The following is a 21228-nucleotide window of genomic DNA, read 5'->3' on the forward strand; positions in this document are numbered from 1 at the left end:
CGCTAGCCTGGCGCCATCGAGGGAAGGGGCCGGCGATGAGCGACGAGACGAGGGGCGCGACGCCGCCCGGTGACGACGGTCTCAGCAACACCCCATCCGTCACCCCATCCGGCGCCGCATCCGCCAGCGGCCGCGCCTGGCTGATCGCGGGTTTCGTGACCGCGGCCGCCCTCATCCTGATCGCCGGCGGTTTCATCGCCGGGACCGTCACCACCGTCGCCCTCTCCTCCGGTGCGGGCGGCAGCTGCAACGCCGCCGCGGTCGCCGACCGGGTGCTGCCGAGCATCGTCACCATCAACGTCGTCGGCCCGGCGGGTTCGGGGACGGGCAGCGGGCAGGTCATCAGCAGCGACGGCTACATCCTCACCAACAACCACGTCATCTCCCCCGCCGCCTCGGGCGGGAAGCTGACCGTCCGGTTCAGCGACGGCCACACCGCGGACGCCACCCTCACCGGCCGCGACCCGAAGACCGACCTCGCCGTCATCAAGGTGGAGGACGAGAAGTCGCTGTCCGTGATCGCCATCGGCGACTCCGGCCGCCTCGTGGTCGGAGAGCCCGTGGTCGCCCTCGGCGCCCCGCTCGGCCTGTCGAGCACGGTCACCGCCGGCATCGTGAGTGCGCTCGGCCGCACCGTTCCCGTGCCGAGCGACGACGATCGGAACGCCATCCTGGTCGGTGCCATCCAGACGGACGCGTCGATCAACCCCGGCAACTCCGGCGGCGCGCTCGTCGACTGCGACGGCCGCCTGGTCGGCGTCAACTCGGCCATCGCGACCGTCCCCGGCGAGGACGGCCAGCGCAGCACCGGCAGCGTCGGGATCGGGTTCGCCGTCCCGCAGGCCCTGGCCATGCCGATCGCGAAGGAGCTCATCGACACCGGCAGTGTCAGTTACCCGACAGCCGGGCTGGATGCGGTCCCCATCCCGCACGCGGTCGCCCAGCACTACGGGTTGAGCGACGGCCTGTTCGTCCAGTCGGTGGTCCGCGGAGGCCCAGCCGCGAGCGCCGGCATCCGCCCCGGCGACATCATCACCACCATCGACGGAGCGCCGGCGGTCAGCATCGACGTGCTCACCGCCATCCAGGTCACCAGCAAGCCGGGCGACACCGTGAAGGTCGAGTTCGAGCGCGCGGGCGAGCGCCACACCACCACGGTGACGCTGGCGGAGGGGTAGCGGTCAGCTGCCCCGGATGCGCCGGGACAGCTCCGCGGCCGCGTCGGCCACCCGGGCGGCCAGCGCATCCCACTGGTCGCGAGCTATATTCTCGCGCGGGAATGTGACGGCGATGCCCGCCGCCGGCCACCCGGCGTGGTCGCGCACGGGCACCGCGACCGAGGCGAAGCCGGGTGTCACCTCGCCGTCTTCTGTCGCGTAGCCGCGCTCGCGCACTTCGGCGACGACCCGCTTCAACTCTCCGTAGGTGTGCGGACCCGCGCCGGTGCGGTCTTCGAACGCGGCAGCATCCGGATAGAGCGCGCGCAGCTGTCCGGCAGGGAGCGTGGCGAGCAGCGCCCTGCCGCTCGCGGTGAGGTGGCTCGGCAGGCGCACGCCCACATCCGTCACCAGGCGTGGGCGGCGCGGCGCGCGCTCCTCGACGATGTAGACGACGTCGCGCCCGTGCAGCACCGCCACGTGCCCCGACTCGCCGATGCCGTCGACCAGCGAAGCCAGGATCGGACGACCCAGCCTGCTCAGCGGCTCCTGCCGCGAGAACGCCGAGCTGAGCTCGTACGCGGCGACCCCGAGCCCGTACCGCTTCGCCTCCGGGAAGTGCAGCACGAACCCGTGATCCCCCAGCACCGTCAGCAGGTGGTAGACCGTCGACCGCGGCAGCCCCAGCGCCGCGGCCACCGTCGCCGCCGGCACCGGCCCGCGCTGCGCGCTCAAGTACTCCAGTATCCGCAGCGTATTCTCCGCCGCCGGCACCTTACTCACACGCCCCTCCCCTTCCGCCCGTCCGTCCTCCCCCACCCCCGAACAATCGAGTCCGAACTTATGCACGCGACACGCCGGGTTCGGGCGTGAACAACTTCGGACTCGATTGCTGCGCCGCGGTGTGTCTGGGATACCGGACGGGGATGAGTGTACAGCCGGGACACGCGCCCGCGCGAGGGAGTGAGATCGGATCATGCTCCACACCACGCACACCGTCACCGTCGGCGCCCACCCGCTCAGCGTCGCCGACGTCGTCGCCGTCGCCCGCCACGGCGCGGACATCGTCCTCGAACCCGAGTCCCTCGACCAGGTCGAGGCCTCCCGCGCCATCGTCGAAGCCCTCGCAGACGACGTCGAACCGCACTACGGCATCTCCACCGGGTTCGGCGCGCTCGCGACCACGTTCATCCCGAGCGACCGCCGTGCCCAGCTGCAGGCCAGCCTGGTCCGTTCGCACGCGGCCGGCTCCGGCCCCGAGGTCGAGCGCGAGGTCGTTCGCGCGCTCATGCTGCTGCGCCTGTCCACGCTGATGACCGGCCGCACCGGCGCCCAGCGCGCCACCGTCGAGACCTATGCCGCCCTGCTCAACGCCGGCATCACGCCGGTCGTGCGCGAGTACGGCTCGCTCGGCTGCTCCGGCGACCTCGCCCCGCTGGCCCACTGCGCCCTCGCGGCGATGGGCGAAGGCCAGGTGAGGGTCGACGGCGAACTGGTGGACGCATCCACTGCCCTGGCTGCCGCGGGAATCGCCCCCGTCGTCCTCGCCGAGAAGGAGGGCCTGGCGCTCATCAACGGCACCGACGGGATGCTCGGGATGCTCGCCCTCGCGATCCACGATCTCACCGCGCTGCTCCGCACGGCAGACATCGCCGCGGCGATGAGCGTGGAGGCCCTGCTCGGCACGGACGCCGTCTTCGCCGACGACCTGCAGCGGCTGCGCCCGCAGCACGGCCAGGCCGTCGCCGCCGCGAACCTGCGTTCGCTGCTCGCCGGGTCGCCGATCGTCGCCAGCCACAAGGGTCCGGAGTGCACCAGAGTGCAGGATGCGTACTCGCTGCGCTGTGCCCCGCAGGTGCACGGCGGCGCGCGCGACACCCTCGCGCACGCCACCATCGTCGCCGAGCGCGAGCTCGCCTCCGCGATCGACAACCCGGTGCTCACCCTCGACGGCCGGGTCGAGTCCAACGGCAACTTCCACGGGGCGCCCGTCGCGTACGTGCTCGACTTCCTGGCGATCGTCGCCGCCGATGTTGCCAGCATGTCGGAGCGTCGCACGGACCGGTTCCTCGACCCCGCCCGCAACCAGGGCCTCACCCCGTTCCTCGCGCACGAGGTCGGCGTCGACTCCGGGCTGATGATCGCGCAGTACACCGCGGCGGGCATCGTCTCCGAGTTGAAGCGGCTGGCGTCCCCGGCGTCCGTCGACTCCATCCCGTCGTCCGCGATGCAGGAGGACCACGTCTCGATGGGCTGGGCGGCGGCCCGCAAGCTGCGCCGCTCGGTCGACGGCCTCGGCAGGGTGCTCGCGATCGAGATCATGACGGCCGCGCGCGGCGCAGACCTGCGTCGGCCGCTCCTCCCCGGTGCGGCCACCGGGGCCGTCATCGCCGAGGTGCGCGACGTGGTCGCGGGACCAGGATCCGACCGCTACCTGTCGCCGGAGATCGAGGCGGTCGTCGGGCTCGTGCAGTCCGGCCGCGTGCTCGCAGCGGCGGAGAGCGTCACAGGGCCGCTCGGCTGAGCCATCCACATCCACCACCGACTTCCACTCACCGACGAGGAGACAGCAATGCAGGGAGCACGAGAGGTCCGCGCCCCGCGCGGCACCACCATCAGCGCGAAGAGCTGGCAGACCGAGGCGCCGCTCCGGATGCTCATGAACAACCTCGACCCGGACGTCGCCGAGCGCCCGGACGACCTGATCGTCTACGGGGGCACCGGCCGCGCGGCGCGCAGCTGGGAGGCGTTCGACGCGATCGTCCGCACCCTGCGCGACCTGGAACCGGATGAGACGCTGCTCGTGCAGTCCGGCAAGCCGGTCGGCGTCTTCCGCACCCACGAGTGGGCGCCGCGCGTGCTGATCGCCAACTCGAACCTCGTCGGCAATTGGGCCACCTGGCCGGAGTTCCGCCGCCTCGAGGCGCTGGGCCTTACGATGTACGGCCAGATGACGGCCGGATCGTGGATCTACATCGGCACGCAGGGCATCCTGCAGGGCACGTACGAGACGTTCGCCGCCGTCGCGGCGAAGAGGTTCGGCGGCACCCTGGCCGGCACGATCACCCTCACCGGCGGGGCGGGCGGCATGGGCGGAGCGCAGCCCCTCGCCGTGACCATGAACGAGGGCGTCGTGCTCATCGTGGACGTCGATGAGACCCGCCTGCAGCGCCGCATCGACCACGGCTACCTCGACGAGCTCGCCACCGGCCTGGATGACGCCATCGCCCGGGTGCTCGCGGCGAAGGAAGCGCGCATCCCGTTGTCGGTGGGCCTGGTGGGCAATGCGGCGACGGTCTTCCCGGAGCTGCTGGCGTGCGGCGTGCCGATCGACGTGGTGACCGACCAGACCAGCGCGCACGACCCGCTCAGCTACCTGCCGGAGGGCTACACGGTGGAGGAGTGGCACGACGCGGCGGCGGCCGACCCGGAGGGCTTCACCACCGCATCCCGCGCGTCGATGGCCAAGCACGTGGAGGCGATGGTCGGATTCCAGGATGCGGGCGCCGAGGTCTTCGACTACGGCAACTCGCTGCGCGCCGAGGCCCGGCTCGGTGGGTACGACCGCGCGTTCGACTTCCCCGGCTTCGTGCCCGCGTACATCCGGCCGCTGTTCGCGGAGGGCAAGGGCCCGTTCCGCTGGGCGGCGCTGTCCGGCGACCCGGCCGACATCGCGGCGACCGACCGCGCCATCCTGGAGCTGTTCCCCGACGACGAGCACCTGCACCGCTGGATCACGCAAGCGAGCGAGAAGGTGCACTTCGAGGGCCTGCCGGCGCGCATCTGCTGGCTCGGCTACAAGGAACGCCACCTGGCCGGCCTGAAGTTCAACGAGATGGTCGCGAGCGGCGAACTCTCCGCCCCCATCGCCATCGGCCGCGACCACCTCGACTCCGGCTCCGTCGCCTCGCCGTACCGCGAGACGGAGGCGATGGCGGACGGATCGGACGCAATCGCCGACTGGCCGCTGCTCAACGCCCTGCTGAACACCGCATCCGGCGCCACCTGGGTCTCCATCCACCACGGAGGCGGCGTCGGCATCGGCCGGTCCATCCACGCCGGACAGGTGATCGTGGCGGACGGCACGCCGCTCGCCGCCGAGAAGATCGAGCGCGTGCTGGTCAACGACCCTGGCACGGGCGTGATGCGGCACGTGGATGCCGGGTACGAGCGCGCGGTGGAGGTCGCGGAAGAACGCGGCCTGCGCATCCCGATGCGGGAGGGGTGAGTATGGGTACCGTTGGTGGTGCTGTGGGTGGTGCGGGTTCATCCACCCTCCTCGTGACTGGGATCGGCGAGCTGGTCACCAACGATCCGGCCAGGCCCGGGATGCTCGGGATCGTGCCGTCTGCATCCCTCCTGGTGGCCGACGGCCGCGTGGTGTGGGCGGGCGCATCCGGCGCAGTGCCCCCGGAATCCGCGGAGCTGGCCGCCACCGCCGAGGTGTTGGACGTGGGCGGCGCAGCGGTCATCCCGGGTTTCGTCGACAGCCACACGCACCTCGTCTTCGGCGGTGACAGGGCCGCCGAGTTCGAGGCGAGGATGTCCGGGCAGCCGTATACCGCCGGCGGCATACGCAGCACGGTGGCCGCCACCCGCGCCGCCACGGACGCCGAGCTGTCCTCCCGCCTCGACGGCTTCGTGGCCGAGTTGCACGCTCAGGGCACCACCACGTTCGAGATCAAGAGCGGCTACGGTCTCACGGTCGACGACGAGGCCAGACTGCTGCGCCTCGCCGAACGCGTGACGCCGGAGACGACCTTCCTCGGCGCCCACGTCGTCCCGGCCGAGTACGCCGACGATGCCGAGGCATACGTCGAACTGGTCGTCGGCCCGATGCTCGACGCGTGCGCACCCCACGCCCGCTGGATCGACGTGTTCTGCGAGACGGGCGCCTTCACGCCGGAGCAGTCCCGCCGCATCCTGTCGGCCGGTGCATCCCGCGGGCTCGGCGTGCGCGTCCACGCCAGCCAGCTCGCCCCCGGCCTCGGCGTCGCCCTCGCAGTCTCCCTCGACGCCGCGAGCGTCGACCACTGCACCCACCTCACGCCCGACGACATCGCTCGGCTGGCCGCTTCCCGCACGGTGGCGACGCTGCTGCCCGGCGTCGAGTTCTCCACCCGGCAGCCGTACCCGGATGCGCGCCGCCTCCTCGACGCGGGCGTCACCGTCGCGCTGGCGAGCGACTGCAACCCCGGCTCGTCGTTCACGTCGTCGATGCCGTTCTGCATCTCCGTCGCGGTGCGCGACATGGGGATGACGCCCGCCGAGGCGCTGTGGGCGGCGACCGCAGGAGGCGCTGCCGCGCTGCGCCGCGACGACGTCGGACACCTGACGCCGGGCGCCAGAGCCGACTTCGCGGTGCTGCGCGCGCCTGGATACGTGCACCTGGCGTACCGGCCGGGGGTGCCGCTGGTGGCGGCCACGTATCGTGCTGGGGTGCGGGTGGGGTGACGGGCACGCTGCTCGGGTGAACCTCAGCCGCGGGACGCCAGCCCCGCCGCGACCTCCAGCACCAGCAGCGCCGCAAGCCGCACGGTGCGCCCGTCCGGGGCGTCGGCCGTCGCATCCACTTCGGCGATGTCCACCGACCGCACGGCCACGGATGCGCCCGCCAGCCTGGCGAAACGCCGCAGCTCCCACGCGGCCAGTCCGCCCGGCACCGACGCCGGGCAGCCGGGCGCGACCGACCGGTCGCACACATCCACGTCCAGATCGACGTGCACCGGCCCGCCGGCCGCCCCGGCGATCTCGAGCGCCTCAGCCATCACGTCGTCGATCGGGCGCGCGTGCAACGCATCCCGGGGCACGACCGTGATGCCGTACGCCTCCGCCCGCGCTGCGTACGCGGGCGAGTTCGCGAAGTCGGCGATCCCGATCTGCACCACTCTCCGGCCGTCCAGCCCGGCCTCGACCAGCCGGCGCACGGGCGACCCGTTGGAGACGCCGTCGCGCAGGTCGTGGTGGGCGTCGAGCGTGATCAACCCGGCGGTCGGCAGCGCTTCGCCCCAGGCGCCGAGGGCGGCGGGAACGGTGAGCGCGTTGTCTCCGCCCACCGCAACGGTGACGCGCGACCGGCCGACCGCGTCCGCCATCGCGGCGATGGCGCGCCCTTCGCCCTCCGGCCCGTCGGGTTCGTCGACGTCGCCGGCGTCGGCGAACGCCAGCCGCTCCACCTCAGACCCTGGCACGAACGCCGCGTAGTAGCGCAGCGCCTCCCGAACCGCTGCCGGCGTCTCCCCCGCTCCGGTCGCCGACAGCGACGTGCGCCAGGTCGGAATGCCGAGAAACGCCAGATCGACCGCCTCATCGCCGGGGATGCCGTCAAGCGACGGCCACGCCCCAGCGCGGGGCCACAGGGGGTCGACGGACAGCTGACGCGTGCTCATACCGCGACGCTAGCAACCCGGTCCCCCCCTCCGGGCGGTGGGGCGGCGTCCCGCGTCTGGTATCTCGGACGCGACCCTCTCCGCGAGATGCCAGTATCTGCGCCGCATCCCGGGCGTTTCGCGACAGTTACTGGCATCTCGCGCGCGCGGGAGGCGCGGGAGCCAGTGGATGCGAGAACCGGCCCAAATGGGAGAAGTGGCCGATGCGAGAACCGGCCGGACGCGCAGCCCCAGGCGCGAGACTCCAGGCGCGAGACCCCGGGCGCGAGAACGGGCCGGACTCCGAGGAGTCCGGCCCGTTCGTGGTCGCTAGCGCTGCTGGCCGCCTGCCGGCGCCGTCCAGACGGGCGGCGCTGCCGCCGGGCCGCCGGATCCAGGGCCACCGGACTCGCCCGGCCCTCCGGGCGCACCCGGCGCACCCGGCGCGCCGGGTCCCCCGTCGCCGCCGGTACCGCTCCCGCCAGCGCCGTCACCCGAGCCCGCGTCCGGCCCGCCGGCCGCCGCGGCCTTCCGCGCGCGCTTCGCCGCCCGGCGCTCGCGCGCGCCCTCGACGAGGTTGTAGAGCGTCGGCAGCACCACGAGGGTGAGAAGCGTGGACGAGACCAGGCCGCCGATCACCACGATGGCGAGCGGCTGCGAGATGAAGCCGCCGTGGCCGGTGAGGCCGATCGCCATCGGGGTGAGGGCCGCGATGGTCGCGAGCGCCGTCATCAGGATCGGGCGCAGACGGCGGGAGGCGCCGTGCGCCACCGCCTCCGGCACGGACATCCCGCGCTTCCTGTACTGGTTGACCAGGTCGATGAGGACGATCGCGTTCGTCACCACGATGCCGATCAGCATCAGCACACCGATCAGCGATGCGACGCCGAGCGGGATGCCCGAGATGATCTGCAGCGCGATGGCGCCTGTCGCCGCGAAAGGCACGGAGACCAGGAGCAGCAGCGGCTGGCGCAGCGACCGGAACGTCGCCACCATCACGATGTAGACGATCAGGATGGCCGCGAGCAGCGCGATCCCGAGCTGCGAGAACGCGTCCGACTGGCTGGAGGAGACTCCGCCGATCTTGGCGGTGGCCCCGGACGGCAGGTTCGCGTCCTTGAGCGCCGTCGTCACCGCGGCGTTCGCGGTGCCGAGGTTGTCGGTGGCCGGGGTGGCCGTGACCGTCGACGTGCGCAGGCCGCGCTCGGTGGTGACCGTGGACGGACCGTTGGTCTCCTCGACAGACGCCAGCGTGCTCAGCGCAACCGGACCGGTGACCGTCGGGATCGGCAGGTCGGCCAGCTGGGCGACCGTCGACGGCGGGTTGTCGCTCTGGATGTAGATGTTGAGCGTCGTGTTGTCGAGGGCGACGGAACCGGCCTGCGTCGGCTGCATGGCCTGCGACACGATGCCGCCGACGGCGACCTCGCTCAGACCGGCTGCCGCCGCCTTGGAACGGTCGACGTTCACCGCGACGTAGGGCAGCGACGCGCTGAGGTTGTCCGTTACCTGCTTGACCGAGTCCTGCTTCTTGACCTCGGCGACGACCGCATCCGTCGCCTTCTGCAGGTCTTCGTTGCTGGTGGCCGTGATGTCGATCTCGATGTCGCTCGAGCCGCCGAACCCGCTCTGCGCGGAGACGACGATGTCGCCCTGGTCCTTCACCGCCGCGAGCTCGTCCTCGATGGTGCTCTTCAGCGCATCCTGATCGGCATCCGGGTCGGTGGTCACCGAGAACGTGGTGTTGCCGCCGCCTCCGGTGAACGCGGCCTGCAAGGATGCCCCGCTCGACCCGATCGAGACCTGCACCGTCTTGACGCCCTTGGTGTCGATGAGCTTCTGCTCGACCACCTTGGATGCATCGTCCTTCGCCTGCAGGGAGGTGCCGGGCGCGAGGGTCTGCGTGATCGTTAGCGTGTTCTGGCCCGTGGATCCGAGGAAGTTCGTCTTCATCAGCGGGGTGAGCGCCAGCGTTCCGACGAGCACGACCACCGCGATGAGCACGGTCGCGACCGAGTGCTTCAACGTCCAGTGGATGATCGGAAGGTAACCGCGCTGCAGTCGCGACGGGTGCTCCAGCTCGTCCTCGCCGGCGGCCATCGCCTCCTCGATCGACAGGTGCGATGCGTCGGACGCCTCGACGCCACCCTCGTGCTTGCGCGCCTTCGGCGGACGGAGGAACCAGTATGCGAGCACCGGCACGATCGTCAGCGAGACGAGCAGCGACGACAGCAGCGCGATGGTCACGGTGAGCGCGAACGGCCGGAACAGCTCGCCGGTCACGTCGCCGACGAACGCCAGCGGGAGGAACACGGCGACGGTGGTGATGGTGGATGCGGTGATCGCCCCCGCCACCTCGCGCACGGCCTTGACGATGGTCGCCGCTCTGTCGACGCCGGCGACGAGCTGTCTCTTGATGTTCTCGATGACCACGATGGAGTCGTCGACCACACGGCCGATGGCGATGGTCAGCGCGCCGAGCGTGATGATGTTGAGCGTGTAGCCGGTCGCCCACATCACGATGAAGGTGATGAGCACGCTGGTCGGGATCGAGATCGCGGTGACCAGGGTGGAGCGGATCGACAGCAGGAAGATCAGGATGACGATCACGGCCATCAGGAGGCCGAGCAGGCCCTCCTCGGTGAGCGAGTTGATCGACTGGGTGATGAACGGCGCCTGGTCGAACACGACGGTGATCTTCGCTCCGTCGCCGAGCTTCGTCTGCAGGTCGTCGATCAGGGCGCTGACGCCGTGCGAGACCTCGACGGTGTTCGCGGACGGCAGCTTGGTGACGGCGATGGTCAGCGCCGGCTTGCCGTCGACGCGCGAGATGGAGGTGGTGGGGTCGTCGGTCTTCTGCACCGTGGCGACGTCGCCGATGGTGGGCGGGGTGGCTGCTGCGGTGGCAGCTGCGGCCGCGGCTGCGTCGGCTGCGCCCGTGGAGCCGGTCGCCCCGGCCCCGGCAGCGCCAGCGTCCGCACCTGCTGCGGCACCTGCTCCTGCACCTGCACCTGCACCCGCGCCTGCGCCTGCGCCAGTGCCAGAACCGGATGCACTCGCCGACCGGATGAGCGGAAGCCCGGCGATGTCGTCGATCGAGCTCAGCTTCGCGCCGGACTGCACGGAGAGCGTCTTGCCGTCCTCGGTGATCGAACCGCCCGGGATGAGGACGCCGTTCTGCTGCAGCGCATCCTTGATCGACTGGCTGGTCACGCCGGCGGCGGCGAGCTTGGCACTGTCCGGGGTGATGGTGATGCGCTGGCCGACCTCGCCGACGAGCTGGGCGTCGTTGACGCCGGAGACGTCTTTGATGTCGGGGATGACCAGCTTGGTGATCTTGTCGGCGAGCGCGCGCGAGTCCTGGTCACTGGTGACGGCGAGCTGGATGACGGGGAAGTCGTCGATGCTGCCGGAGAACACCTGCGGGTCGACGTTGCTCGGCAACGTGGACTTGATGCGGTTGATCGCCTGGTCGATCTTCTGCTCTGCGGTCGCGAGGTCGGTGCCGTAGGTGAACTTCGCCGTGATGATCGACTGGTTGGTGCTGCTCACCGCCGACGTGCTCTCGAGGTCCGGCACGCCCTGGATGGCCGTCTCGACCGGCGTGCTCACGTCGTTGTTGACCACCTCGGGCGATGCGCCGGGGTAGCTGGTGATGATCGCGAGCTGCGGGAACGAGATGGTCGGAGCGAGCTCCTGCTTGAGGTTCGTCAGCGCCAGGCCGCCGAACACCGCGGCCACGATCGTGACGAGCGCGATCAGCGCGCGGTTCTTCATACTCAGGACGGCGAGGAAATGCACAGTCTTTTCCCTTGACAGAAAGTGGATGTGAGACGCGCGGCACCACAGCCGCCCGCAAAGTATCTCATTGCAGCCTGTGCAAATTCCTCATGCCCTGGTACGACTTCGGGGTGGAGACGTACTCCCCCGGGACGGTTCTCGCGCCTTCTGCTGACACTCACGACGGATCCCATCCCCGCGACGCGAGCGAGCGGAAGACCAACCCGACCAGCCGTTTCTCCGACCGCAGGTGCTCGGCTCCCACCCGCAGCACCAGCTCGCCCCGCTGCTGCAGAGCCGTGGTCCGTGTCAGGTCTCTGCGCCACTGGCGCGGCTCGATGCGGTGGTGGTCGCCCTCGTACTCGACGATGGTGCGGTACGGCGCGAACCGGAGGTCCGGCCTGGCCAGGAACCGCCCATCCGGAGTGTGCAGGTCGACGTTCACATCCGGCGCAGGCAGTCCGGCCTCCGCCAGGATCAGCCGCAGCAGCGACTCGGGCGGAGACTCCGCGCGGCCGTCGAGCAACTCGACCGCGGCCCTGGCCCGGGATGCGCCCCGAGCGCCCGCGGGAGGGACCGCCGCCCGCAGGTCGTCGTGGCAGGCGAGCGGCGCCCGGCCGCCGAGAACCGCATCGCCCAGCACCACCAGCTCCCGGATGCTCGCCGTCGCGGCCAGGTCGGCCCACGTCCGCGCCGCCGACGTCACCGGCAGCCCCCGCACCCGACGCGTCTCGCCCGCGGCGAGCGGACGCGAGTGGGACCGCACGCCGGTGAGGCGCGGCGGCCGCGCGGGCGGTGCGACGGTCAGGTGCAGGACGGGCTGTGCGTGCGTGGGTGGCGCATCCGGAGGTGGGAGGTGGTCGTGAAGCGCAGACGAGCTCGGCGCATCCGGAGGCGGCAGATGAGCCCGCGCACCCCGCTGCCGCACGCCAGGCAGCCACCGCGTATCCGGCAGCCCCAGCAGGATGGCGGCCGTGGTGTGGGAGAGGACACCGCCGGGCTCCCTGGCGCAGAGGGCGGCGCAGCGCGCGACGAAGTCGGCCGCCAGCCTGGCGGGCACCCGAGCGCCGCGGAACGGCGTGACCAGCTCGCTGCGCGACAGGCGGACGGGCTCGACGCCGAGCGCCCGCGCCTCGCGGAGGGAGAACGGGCGGTTGCGCAACCGGGGATGACTCATGCCACCCACCATGCCCAATTCCGCCACCACGCGTCGGATTCTCTCCACAGGCCGTCCCGCCAGCCCGCGAGATGCCAGTATCTGTCGCGCATCCCGGGCGTTTCGCGACAGTTACTGGCATCTCGCCGCCCAGCCGCCGGCCACAGGCCGAGCTAGACCACGTTGGGCAGCGGGGCCGCGTCGGCGAACGCCGACGGCTCGCGCAGCGCGTCCGGCCACGCGCGCGACAGCGCCGCGAACGCGCGCACCGTCTCCTCCTCCGAGTACGTGATCGGGATGCGCAGGAAGCGCTCGAACGCCCCATCCAGCCCGAACCGCGGCCCGGCCGCGATCAGCAACCCGTGGTTGCGCGCACCCAGCGTCAGCGCCGAGCTGACCGGCGCGCCGATCCCGATCCACGCGGCGAGACCGCCGTGCATCCTGGGCACCACCCAGTCCGGGAACGTCTGCGCCGCCAGCCGCGCCACCCGCTCCCTCCCCGCCGCGAGTTCCGAGCGCCGGGACTCCAGGATCTCCGCCATCTGCGGCAGCATCCGCGCCACCACCAGCTGTTCCAGCAGCGGCGTGCCCAGGTCGGTCGCCGGTTTCGCCGCGATCAGCTTCTGGATGTGCGGCCGCTCCGCCCGGATCCAGCCGATCCGCAGGCCGCCCCACAGGCTCTTGCTCGCCGACCCGATCAGCAGCACGGGCGCATCCCCCGCCCCTCGCGAGCCGTAGCGGGGCAGCGGGAGGTGCTCGCCGAGCCTGTCGATGTCGAGGTCGGCCGTCGTCTCGTCGCCGACCACGATCGTGCCCTGCGCCGCCGTCGCCGCCAGCAGCCGCGCGCGCGTCTCCGGCGACATGGATGCGCCCGTCGGGTTCTGGAAGTCCGGGATCAGATAGGCGAGGGCCGGGTTGGCGCGCCGCAGCGTCTGCTCGATCGCGTCGATGTCCCAGCCGTCCTCCTCCGCGCCCACCGGATGCGGGGCGTCGGCGGGCGGGATGGTGACCGTCACCGGCACCAGGCGCGCCCCGGCGAGCCGGAACGACTCCGTGGCGTGCGGGTAGGTGGGCATCTCGATCATCGTGCGGTCGCCGCGGCCGACGAAGGTGCGCGCGATCAGGGCGATGGCCTGCTGCGCGCCGACCGTGACGAGCACCTGGTCGGGGTCGGTGGGGAGGCCGCGCTCGCGGTAGCGGTCGGCGATGGCCTCCCGGAGGTGCGGGAGGCCGACCGCGTCGTATCCGGAGTGCGGGAGGAAGTGCGGCAGCTCCTCCGCCGCGGCGCGCGCTGCCGCGGGGAGGGACGATGCCGCCGGCAGGGCCGCCTTGGTGAAGTCGAGCATCCCGTCGCCACCGGGGGTCGGGGCGGTGACGAGCACCGGTCCAGGCAGCCGGGCGACGCTGCCGGATCCGCGCACGCTGTCGAGGAATCCGGCGTCGCGCAGCCCCCGGTACGCGGCGGTCACGGTGGTGCGGCTGAGTTCCAGCCGGGCGGCGAGGTCGCGCTCGGCGGGCAGTCGCGTGTCGATCGGGATGCGTCCGTCGAGCACCAGCAACCGGATGCGGTCGGCGAGCGCCTGGTAGTGGGCGCCGCCTCCTCGCCACTCCCCGAGGAGCGTTTCGAGCGATCGGGCGGTGAGCTGAGCATCCGGCATAAGGCCACCTTAAGCGAATTGGACTCTTGATAAAAGGCCAATCAACAAATTGGATAGGAGCGTGACCCGCCGACTCCTCCTCACCAGACGCCTCGCGCAACTCCTCATCGGGCTATTCCTCTACGGAATCGCCATCGCGATGATGGTGCGCGCCGGCATCGGGGTGTCGCCGTGGGACGTGCTCGCGCAAGGTCTGTCGATCAAGACGGGCCTGCTGTTCGGGCTCATCACCAACCTCGTCGGCATCGCCGTGCTGCTGTTCTGGATCCCGCTCCGCCAGCGCCCGGGACTCGGCACCGTGCTCAACGTGCTGCTCGTCGGCCCGAGCGCGCAGCTCGGGCTCACGCTCATCCCGCAGCAGACCGAACTGTGGGCGCAAGTGCTGCTGTTCGCCGGCGGCCTCCTGCTCCTGGCGGTCGCGACCGGCCTCTACATCGGCCCCAAACTGGGCCCGGGCCCGCGCGACGGCCTGATGACCGGGCTGCACGCGCGCACCGGCTGGCCGATCTGGGCCGTGCGCACCGGCATCGAGGTGACCGTGCTCATCATCGGGTGGCTGCTCGGCGGCAACGTCGGCATCGGGACGCTCGCGTTCGCGCTGCTGGTCGGGCCGCTCTGCAGCATCACCCTCCCCTTCTTCGCGATCCGGCTGCCGCAGGACGCTGCAACGACTGCGGCGGCGCTGGAAAGCGAGCTCGAGGGAACGGCCGAGCAATCGGCCGGCCTCGGGGAGCAGGATGCCGCCGCGTTCGACGTGCGCGACGGCATCCTGCTCGAAACCGACGCGGCCACCAGGATGCGCGACCACCGCGCGGCCGACAGCAACGTGATCGGCGGGGTGCAGCCCGACCGCGAGGCGAGCGCATCCCGTCGCCCGGCGCAGGCGGTCGCCGCGTACTGGCTCGATGATCGACTGATGTCCAGGGAACGTGGCCCTGGCCGTGGCCGTGGTGCTGAGTCCCGACCGCGTCCTCGTCCCCGCCGCGCCTGAGCGCGAGTCGCCGGAGCTGACGCCGCGCGCGCCGCCCCGAGCTCCGCATGGTCGTGGCCGCGTCCCCGACACCCCGCGCGTCCCCGAGGCGCTCACCGTGGGCGGGTCGCGTCCCAGCCTTCTCACGTCCGCAGCAATCGAACCGGGACTTGTGCACGCCCCGACACGGCGTGTCGCGTACATAAGTCCCGGCTCGATGACTTGAGGCCCTACAGCCGCGCCGCGTACGCGCGCAGCGCGTCGCGCACGAACGTGGCGCCCGCGGCGCCGCCGTAGTTCGCGGCGAACCGCGGGTCGGCGACGTACATCTCGCCGAGGCCGGTGAGGTAGGCGGCCGTCGGGCGGCCGTTCTCGCTGCCGGGGGTGCCGGGGACCGAGCCGAGCCAGTCGGCGTGGCGCTGGGCGAGTGCCTGCGCCTCGTCGCCCTCCGGGTCGATGCCGCGGTCGGCGGCGGCGATCCAGTCGGCGGCGAGCTGCTTCTGCAGGCGCTGCCATTCGGCGCGCTCGGCCGGCGTCTTGCTGCGCCACCACGCGTCGGACGCGGCGTACGCGTCCTTGCCCCAGCGCTCCTCCACCTCCTCCTTGTATTGGGTGTGGTCGAAACCGTCGAGCATGTCTTCCGCCATGATGTCTTCTCCTTCGCTGATCGCCTGGATGGTCGTCTCGACCGACGCGATCTGCCGCGCCAGCCGTTCCCGCTCGTCGCGCAGCCACGCGAGGTGGCCGTGCAGGGCGGGGATCGCATCCACCTGGTTCGTGAGCACGTCGGCGATGGCCGGGAGGCCGAGTCCGAGGTCGCGGAGCAGCAGGATGCGCTGCAACCGCACGAGGGAGTCCCTGTCGTAGTACCGGTAGCCATTGCTGCCGATTCTGCTGGGCGGGAGGAGCCCGATGTCGTCATAGTGACGCAGCGTCCTGCTGGTCGTTCCGGCGAGCCTGGCGATCTCTTGGATGGACCAGTCCATCGTCGTCTCCTCTCTCTCGTGGGGTGCGAAACCCACGGTAGAGGTTGACGTTACGTCAAGGTCAAGCGGCGATCAACGCTTGGCGCGGGCCGGGATCTTCTTCGTCTCCGACACCGGCGTCTGCGGCTGCTGCGGCTGCTCCGTCGCGCCCTGCGTCGGCGCAGGCGACTGCCCGGCGGAGGCCGGCGTCCCGTGGCCGCGAGGATGACCGTGCTGCTTCGACGCCGGCTCCAGCGGACGCCGCGCGACCGGGCGCACCGGCTCGCCACGACGATCCTGACCGGGAAGCGGACGGGAACGGCGGCCGTAGATCAGCGACGACGAGTCGAGCAGCCACGGCACGAGCGCGACGGTCACACCGTGGCAGAGCAGCAGCTGCTGCCGGATGCGCCGTGCCCGGTGGTTGTGCAGCAGCGACTCCCACCAGTGCCCGACGATGTACTGCGGAAGGTAGACAGTCACCACTTCGGAGCCGTGCTCCTCGCGGCGGTGCTTCAGGTACTTGATCAGCGGGTGGCCGAACTCGCGGTACGGGGACTCGATGATGGTCAGCGGCACGTGGATGTTCTGCTGGATCCACTGCTGCTGCAGCTTTTCCGTCGACTCCTCGTCGACCGCCACGTGCACAGCCTCGATCGAGTCGTGCCGGGCGGCGATGGCGTAGTCGAGCGCCTTGAGCGCCGGCTTCTGCATCTTGCCGACGAGCACGATCGCGTGGTCTCCGCGGCTGCCGAACGTGGTGACCGGGTCGACCTCGATCTCCTTCTCGACATCCCGGTAGTAGCGGTTCACGCCGAGCATGAGCAGCCACAGGATGGGCATGAAGATGAAGACGAGGTATGCACCGTGGGTGAATTTGGTGATCGTCACGACGATGAGCACCACGGCGGTGAGGAACGCGCCGAACGCGTTGATGCAGAGCGAGCGGACGATGCTCGACCGTTCGTGCGGCTTCACGGTCCCGGAGCGCAGCAGCGTGATCCAGTGCTTGACCATCCCGGACTGGCCGAGCGTGAACGAGACGAACACGCCGATGATGTACAGCTGGATGAGCTGGGTCAGGTTGGCGCGGTAGACCAGCAGCAGCACGGTCGCTGCGAGGGCCAGCAGGATCATGCCGTTCGAGTAGACCAGGCGGTCGCCGCGGGTGTTCAGCGACTTGGGCGCGTACGAGTCGCGGGCGAGCACGGAGCCGAGCAGCGGGAAGCCGTTGAACGCGGTGTTCGCCGCGAGCAGCAGCACGACGGCGGTCGCGGCCTGCACGATGAAGAACAGGATGGTGTTGTTGCCGAACGTCGCTGCGGCGATCTGGGCGATCAGGCTGCGCTGCGGTTCGGTGGCGCACTGCGCCCAGCCCTGCAGGTCGCACGGATTCTCGGCGTAGTGCACGCCGCTGATCAGGGCGACCGTGGTGAGCCCGGCGAACAGGATGATGGCGATGCCGCCCATCAGTCCGAGCGTCTTGCGGGCGTTCTTGATCTTCGGGGTGCGGAACGCCGGCACTCCATTGGCGACGGCCTCCACACCGGTGAGGGCCGAACATCCGCTGGAGAAGGCGCGCAGCAGCAGGAGCACCGTCGCGGCCTGGGTGAGGCTGGTGGCGTGCACCTCGAAGTTCGCGGACTCGGCGACCGGCGCATCCCCGAACGCGGTGCGCACCAGCGCGGTCACGATCATCACGAAGATGCTGCCGATGAAGAGGTAGGTCGGGATGGCGAACGCCTTGCTCGACTCCCGCACGCCGCGGAGGTTCACCGCAGCGATGACGATGACGAAGAGCACGGCCAGCTCGACCCGCCAGTTGGACAGGAACGGCAGCGCCGAGATGATGTTGTCCACACCGGATGCGACGGACACGGCCACGGTGAGCACGTAGTCGACGAGCAGCGCGGAGGCGACCACCAGGCCGGCCTTCTCACCGAGGTTCTTGTGCGCGACCTCGTAGTCCCCGCCGCCGGACGGGTATGCCTTGACCAGCTGGCGGTAGCTCAGCACGACGGTGATGAGGAGCACGACGACCGCTGCGGCGACCCACGGAGCGAAGCTCAGGAACGCGAGTCCGCCGATGAGCAGGATCATCAGGAGTTCCTGCGGAGCGTACGCCACGCTCGACAGTGCGTCGGAGGCGAAGATGGGTAGGGCGAGGTGCTTCGGGAGTAGCTGTCCTTCGAGCTTTTCGCTCGGAAGCGGGTCGCCGATCAACCACCGCTTCGGGGATCTCCCCTCATTTGTCACGAGCCTCGACACTACTCGCTGCCAAACCGCTGTCAAGTCGGCGCGTCGCGGCACCCGATGCTTGCGGTTCCGCAAAGGATTGTGTCTGCGCTTTCAGCCGCCCGAAATGAAAGCAAAACCCCTGGAAACACGCCGGAAACACGGAAGGCGCGCCCGCACCTGAGTGTCGGACGCGCTTTCGCTGAGTGTGGCTGTGTGCAGAGAGGCGACGGCGTGTCGAGACGCCGTCCGGCGTTCGCTCAGCGGCGCCCCAGAGCCTCCAGCACCGACGCGCGCACGCGCGCGAGCTCGGACTTCAGCTGCGGCACCACCCCATCCGGGATGTCGCCGCGCGCCGCCTGCGACCGGAAGTCGGTGCGGAGCTGCTGACGGAACTCGTTCAGCGCCGCCTCGGCATCCCGGGCCGCCGCGTTCGCCGCTTGCCGCGCATCCCGCCCGGCGTCGCGCGCCTCCTGCCGCACGTCGATGCGCGGGCCTCTGCTCGCATCCCGTGCCGCCGAGGCCAGGTCGGCGCGCAGCGAACGCATCGCCTCGTTGACGCCGGCGCGCACCTCGTCGGCGAGACGACGGACGGAGTCTGTGACCTCGTCCTCGATCGCGTCGAGCTCGTGCTCCCGCTCTGCCAGCTCTGCCCGGCCGGCGTCGGTGATCGCGTAGACGGTCTTCCTGCCCTCCGCCGCCTTGGTCACCAGGCCCTCCTCCTCGAGCTTCGCGAGCCGCGGGTAGATGGTGCCTGCGCTCGGGCTGTACGTACCGCCGAAGCGGTCGCTGAGCGCCTGGATGAGCTCGTAGCCGTGCCGGGGCGACTCCGCCAGGAGGCTGAGCAGGTAAAGGCGCAGACTCCCGTGCGCGAACACGGGGGTCACGCCGACGCCCCGTTCTGGTCGGAGCCGGCTGCCGAGTCGGCGGGTGCGTCTGTGCCAGCGCCCGTGCCCGTGCCCGCGCCCGTGCCGGTCGGCGCGCTGCGCAGCACGTAGACGTTCCCGGACACCGAGTTGGCGTTGACGTCCATCCAGGTGCCGTCGAGCGAGCCGGAGGTGCCCTGGTACGTCTTGCCGGGCATCCCGTGGATGAAGGTGTTGTCGAGCTGCACCTTGCCGGAGATCGTGTTGACCCGGTAGCGCGCGCCGAGCGCCTCCGGGACGCGGATGGTCAGGTCGCCGGAGACCGTGTTGCTGGAGATCTCGTCGGGCGTGCCGACCACATCCACCATCACGTTGCCGGAGACGCTGTCGACCGTGAACTTCGGGATGCGACCGGATGCTGTGACGTCGCCGGACACGGTGTGCGCGAAGATGCGGCCGGAGTGGTTGCGGGCGGAGACCTCTCCGCTGACGCTGTTGAGCTCGATGTCGCCGGTGACGCCGTCGACCACGAGATCGCCCGTGACGGTGCTGAGCTTGGCGTCGGTGTCCAGCCCGGCGACGAGCGCCGTGGCGGAGACGACGCCGAGCTTGAGCGCGACATCGTGCGGCACGAGGACGCTGACCTCGGCCCTGGCGTTGTCCCGCATCGACTTGAACACCTCGATGAAGTTGTCCCAGCGCAGCTGCGGGTGGTCGATCTCGAGGCGGTCGCCGTCGAGCGTGATCTTAAGGTCGCGGCCGGTGACCGAGTGGACCTCGACCCGCGCTCCCTGCTCGTCGTGCCCGATGATGTCGACCTGTCCTGCGATGAAGCCGGCCTTGAGGGATCGGACGAGCTCGACGTCGATGGTCTTGCTCTCGCCGGGCTGGATCAGCCACTTGTCTTGTGTCATTGCGTGCTCCTGAGTGCTTTCGTTCGCGGACCGCTGCTGCCGTCCGCCAGTCGGTGCCCGCTGAGCGGACCCTCGGTGATTCGCGATATATCGCGTTGTTGACAAGGTCACGATATATCGCGTCTGCGGGCGGCGCAAGTGGACGCGAGGAAAACGGAGCGGATTCAGGGTGCGGTCAGGGTTCCCCCTGAGCGCGCGCCGCGTCCCGCCTCTCCGCGCGAACCTCGACCCGCCGCATCGGGGCCCGATTCTCCGTTCGAACGGAGACAAGCCACATCCGGGCCCGATTTAACCGCCCGAACGGAACCTTGCGCGGCGTGTCGCGCGAGACTTCCTCCGATACGCGCGGCGGCCCGCGCCCATCCACGTTCTCCGTTCGTGCGGAACTCCGCCGCGACGCGCCGGCGGGAGTTCCGTTGGAGCGGAGAAGGGGTGATCGGCGCGCGAGATTTCCGCGCGAACGGACATGCCTGGTGAGGCGGGAGCCGTCAGCGGCGGGGCCGCTGCAGCCACGGGTGCAGGATGCGCGTGACCAGCGGGAGCAGGAGGTACGTCATCGTCGGGGTGAGGCACAGCGTGGTGATCAGCACCGTGGCCGGAAGCCAGAGCTGGTGCCAGAACGGGACGAAGGTGGTCACCAGGAACGTGAACAGCAGCGACAGCGGGAAGAAGCCGAGCCAGATGGTCACGGCCTGTTTCCAGCGCGGCGGGGAGGTCGGGGCGAGGCGGTCCGTCGCATCCTGAGCGTCTGCGCCCTGCGTCTGGTGCTGCGGCTGGTCGAACCAGCCCTCGATGCCCGTGCGGCGCTCCACCCGCGAGAGCTCGACCAGTTCGCGGCCCTCGAACAGCCAGGCGGCGCGGTCCTCCGAGCCCTCCCAGGCGTCCAGTGCCGCATCGTCGGCGAAGCGGTAGAGCATGTGCCACTCGTCCGAGTCGTGGGCGGCGCGCACCCAGCCGGAGCCGAGGAAGCCCTCGTACGTGTTGGCGATGTTCACGCCGGATTGCACCCAGCGGGTCACGTCCGGCAGGCGGGTGCTGTCGACGCGGCGGGTGATGGAGACGGTGACGGGGAGGCGACGCGCTTGTGGCGCATCCAGCAGAGACTCTTGTGGAGGCATACCTCCAGTGTCGCCGACGGAGCGTTACACGCGCATTTCGG

Annotated in this window: 15 protein-coding genes; 5 read left to right on the forward strand and 10 right to left on the reverse strand. The window is 70.8% G+C overall.

Annotated features, from left to right (window positions below; all coding sequences use genetic code 11):
* Positions 1-35: 35 nt before the first annotated feature.
* Positions 36-1178, forward strand: a complete 1143-nt coding sequence (locus ACN6M5_RS11170; RefSeq protein WP_434949805.1) for a S1C family serine protease — start codon at positions 36-38, stop codon at positions 1176-1178.
* Positions 1179-1181: 3 nt separating this feature from the next.
* On the opposite strand, the gene ACN6M5_RS11175 is transcribed toward ACN6M5_RS11170, so the two are convergent.
* Complete coding sequence (locus ACN6M5_RS11175) at positions 1182-1940, reverse strand: IclR family transcriptional regulator (RefSeq protein WP_434949806.1); 759 nt, start codon at positions 1938-1940, stop codon at positions 1182-1184.
* A gap of 193 nt (positions 1941-2133) precedes the next feature.
* Between ACN6M5_RS11175 and hutH the strand changes: the two genes are divergently transcribed.
* The 3 genes from hutH to hutI are packed head-to-tail and all read left to right on the forward strand — an operon-like array spanning position 2134 to position 6611.
* Complete coding sequence (gene hutH / locus ACN6M5_RS11180; RefSeq protein ID WP_434949808.1) at positions 2134-3681, forward strand: histidine ammonia-lyase; 1548 nt, start codon at positions 2134-2136, stop codon at positions 3679-3681.
* Between the two features lie 48 nt (positions 3682-3729).
* The gene (gene hutU, locus ACN6M5_RS11185) at positions 3730-5385 is read left to right on the forward strand and encodes a urocanate hydratase (RefSeq protein WP_434949810.1); all 1656 of its coding nucleotides are present in this window, start codon (positions 3730-3732) and stop codon (positions 5383-5385) included.
* A gap of 2 nt (positions 5386-5387) precedes the next feature.
* A complete protein-coding gene (gene hutI / locus ACN6M5_RS11190) occupies positions 5388-6611 on the forward strand; it encodes an imidazolonepropionase (RefSeq protein WP_434949812.1) in 1224 nt (407 codons plus the stop codon).
* Positions 6612-6634: 23 nt separating this feature from the next.
* Here hutI and ACN6M5_RS11195 read toward each other — a convergent pair whose 3' ends face one another.
* The 4 genes from ACN6M5_RS11195 to yczR form a co-directional block, all read right to left on the reverse strand.
* Positions 6635-7546, reverse strand: a complete 912-nt coding sequence (locus ACN6M5_RS11195; RefSeq protein WP_434949814.1) for an arginase family protein — start codon at positions 7544-7546, stop codon at positions 6635-6637.
* A gap of 309 nt (positions 7547-7855) precedes the next feature.
* Positions 7856-11326: an efflux RND transporter permease subunit gene (locus tag ACN6M5_RS11200; protein WP_434949816.1), complete on the reverse strand. Its 3471-nt coding sequence runs from the start codon at positions 11324-11326 to the stop codon at positions 7856-7858.
* Positions 11327-11483: 157 nt separating this feature from the next.
* Entirely contained in the window at positions 11484-12482 is a 999-nt protein-coding gene (locus tag ACN6M5_RS11205) for a putative endonuclease domain-containing protein (protein WP_434949818.1), read from the reverse strand.
* A 152-nt stretch (positions 12483-12634) separates the two neighbouring features.
* Positions 12635-14119 carry a MocR-like transcription factor YczR gene (yczR, locus tag ACN6M5_RS11210; RefSeq protein ID WP_434949820.1) on the reverse strand — a complete coding sequence of 495 codons (1485 nt, stop codon included), beginning with the start codon at positions 14117-14119 and terminating at the stop codon, positions 12635-12637.
* A 61-nt stretch (positions 14120-14180) separates the two neighbouring features.
* Between yczR and yczE the strand changes: the two genes are divergently transcribed.
* Positions 14181-15110, forward strand: a complete 930-nt coding sequence (gene yczE, locus ACN6M5_RS11215; protein ID WP_434949822.1) for a membrane protein YczE — start codon at positions 14181-14183, stop codon at positions 15108-15110.
* A 209-nt stretch (positions 15111-15319) separates the two neighbouring features.
* Here the strand turns inward: yczE and ACN6M5_RS11220 are convergent, their stop codons facing one another.
* From ACN6M5_RS11220 to ACN6M5_RS11240, 5 genes are all read right to left on the reverse strand, one after another.
* Positions 15320-16075 carry a MerR family transcriptional regulator gene (locus tag ACN6M5_RS11220; protein ID WP_434949824.1) on the reverse strand — a complete coding sequence of 252 codons (756 nt, stop codon included), beginning with the start codon at positions 16073-16075 and terminating at the stop codon, positions 15320-15322.
* 72 nt (positions 16076-16147) lie between these two features.
* Positions 16148-18277, reverse strand: coding sequence for an APC family permease (locus tag ACN6M5_RS11225; RefSeq protein WP_434949826.1), 2130 nt, complete (start codon positions 18275-18277; stop codon positions 16148-16150).
* A 272-nt stretch (positions 18278-18549) separates the two neighbouring features.
* The gene (locus tag ACN6M5_RS11230; protein WP_434949828.1) at positions 18550-19176 is read right to left on the reverse strand and encodes a PadR family transcriptional regulator; all 627 of its coding nucleotides are present in this window, start codon (positions 19174-19176) and stop codon (positions 18550-18552) included.
* On the reverse strand, positions 19173-20069 hold the full coding sequence (locus ACN6M5_RS11235) for a DUF4097 family beta strand repeat-containing protein (protein ID WP_434949830.1): 897 nt from the start codon (positions 20067-20069) through the stop codon (positions 19173-19175). The genes ACN6M5_RS11230 and ACN6M5_RS11235 overlap by 4 nt, the downstream gene beginning before the upstream one ends.
* 488 nt (positions 20070-20557) lie before the next feature.
* Positions 20558-21187 (reverse strand): antibiotic biosynthesis monooxygenase, encoded by a 630-nt coding sequence (locus tag ACN6M5_RS11240; protein ID WP_434949832.1) that lies wholly within the window; start codon positions 21185-21187, stop codon positions 20558-20560.
* Positions 21188-21228 lie beyond the last annotated feature (41 nt).

Origin of the sequence: Leifsonia araucanica (assembly GCF_051161895.1) — a bacterium.
Classification (GTDB): domain Bacteria; phylum Actinomycetota; class Actinomycetes; order Actinomycetales; family Microbacteriaceae; genus Leifsonia.

Excerpts from the sequence above, each read along its gene's own strand:
- ACN6M5_RS11170 (WP_434949805.1), top strand. The coding sequence starts at position 36 with ATGAGCGACGAGACGAGGGGCGCGACGCCGCCCGGTGACGACGGTCTC.
- hutH (WP_434949808.1), top strand. The coding sequence starts at position 2,134 with ATGCTCCACACCACGCACACCGTCACCGTCGGCGCCCACCCGCTCAGC.
- hutU (WP_434949810.1), top strand. The coding sequence starts at position 3,730 with ATGCAGGGAGCACGAGAGGTCCGCGCCCCGCGCGGCACCACCATCAGC.
- hutI (WP_434949812.1), top strand. The coding sequence starts at position 5,388 with ATGGGTACCGTTGGTGGTGCTGTGGGTGGTGCGGGTTCATCCACCCTC.
- ACN6M5_RS11195 (WP_434949814.1), bottom strand. The coding sequence starts at position 7,546 with ATGAGCACGCGTCAGCTGTCCGTCGACCCCCTGTGGCCCCGCGCTGGG.
- ACN6M5_RS11205 (WP_434949818.1), bottom strand. The coding sequence starts at position 12,482 with ATGAGTCATCCCCGGTTGCGCAACCGCCCGTTCTCCCTCCGCGAGGCG.
- yczR (WP_434949820.1), bottom strand. The coding sequence starts at position 14,119 with ATGCCGGATGCTCAGCTCACCGCCCGATCGCTCGAAACGCTCCTCGGG.
- ACN6M5_RS11220 (WP_434949824.1), bottom strand. The coding sequence starts at position 16,075 with ATGGACTGGTCCATCCAAGAGATCGCCAGGCTCGCCGGAACGACCAGC.
- ACN6M5_RS11235 (WP_434949830.1), bottom strand. The coding sequence starts at position 20,069 with ATGACACAAGACAAGTGGCTGATCCAGCCCGGCGAGAGCAAGACCATC.
- ACN6M5_RS11240 (WP_434949832.1), bottom strand. The coding sequence starts at position 21,187 with ATGCCTCCACAAGAGTCTCTGCTGGATGCGCCACAAGCGCGTCGCCTC.